A 481-nucleotide genomic window follows, 5' to 3' on the forward strand; every position below is an offset into this window, starting at 1 on the left:
GCAAATCGCCCCTATTTCTAGCTTTCCACTCCTTCCGACATGTTCAGTTTTAAGAAAAATACCTGTATTTTGTACCATTTAGCCTCTCTAGTTTGGTTGCCAGCTCGTAATTTTCTAAGCCCAATTACACGCTTTTAGCCCTTAAAATCCCACTTTTTAACTACTATTTTGCCCTTTTCGGCCATGTTTTTAATATTCCTAAAAGGTTTTGTTTATACAATTAGTGTGGATATTTATGCTTTCCGCCTTGCATTTAGCACCTTTTTGCCTTGTGTTTTGCACCAAAACGCACTGTATTTTGCACCAAAACGCAGTGCATTTAGCACCAAAACGCAGTGCATTTAGCGGCAAAACGCAGTGTATTTAGCAGCAAATAGCCCAAAATTTGGTGCAAATGGCGGTCTTTCTAAATAAAAATTCATTTCATTGCATTCATAGGCTACTCCTCTTTTGCATCAAAACCAACCTTCGCGAGAATCGA

The sequence above is a fragment of the Prevotella sp. HMSC073D09 genome, from assembly GCF_001814145.1.
Lineage (GTDB): Bacteria > Bacteroidota > Bacteroidia > Bacteroidales > Bacteroidaceae > Prevotella > Prevotella conceptionensis.